This window comes from Sulfitobacter sp. UBA4523, from assembly GCF_002388305.1.
In the GTDB taxonomy this organism is placed as follows: domain Bacteria; phylum Pseudomonadota; class Alphaproteobacteria; order Rhodobacterales; family Rhodobacteraceae; genus Sulfitobacter; species Sulfitobacter pontiacus.
In genome coordinates this window covers 3,229-3,502 of record NZ_DGMH01000004.1, presented here as the reverse complement: position 1 = coordinate 3,502, position 274 = coordinate 3,229, and the positions used below count along the sequence as shown (strand labels likewise).

Here is a 274-nt window from a genome sequence, read left to right as displayed (position 1 = left end):
GATCAGGAGTTCTGATCGCCACACCCCGTTAATTTGATGAATACACGCCCTGTGCGCAGGTCAGACAACCGCCGCGCGGGCGATCTCTGCCTCTGACAGATTGTATTTCGCGGCAAAGCGTTCCCGCGCCGCGATCAGCCTTGGGTCATTGGGTCGCATCCCCAAAGTACGAATAAATTCAATCCGTTGCTGGTGCTTTAGCGCCTCGCGGTCAATCGCCGTCCCCATAGCTCGGTCAATCACGGCCCCGCCGGGGCTGACGTGGAACCACTTG

General features: G+C 58.8%; 1 pseudogene. It reads right to left on the bottom strand.

The annotated features are described in order from the left end of the window. Nucleotides 1-60: 60 nt before the first annotated feature. Nucleotides 61-274: pseudogene (locus B3849_RS00305) on the bottom strand (fatty acid hydroxylase); the annotation flags it as partial.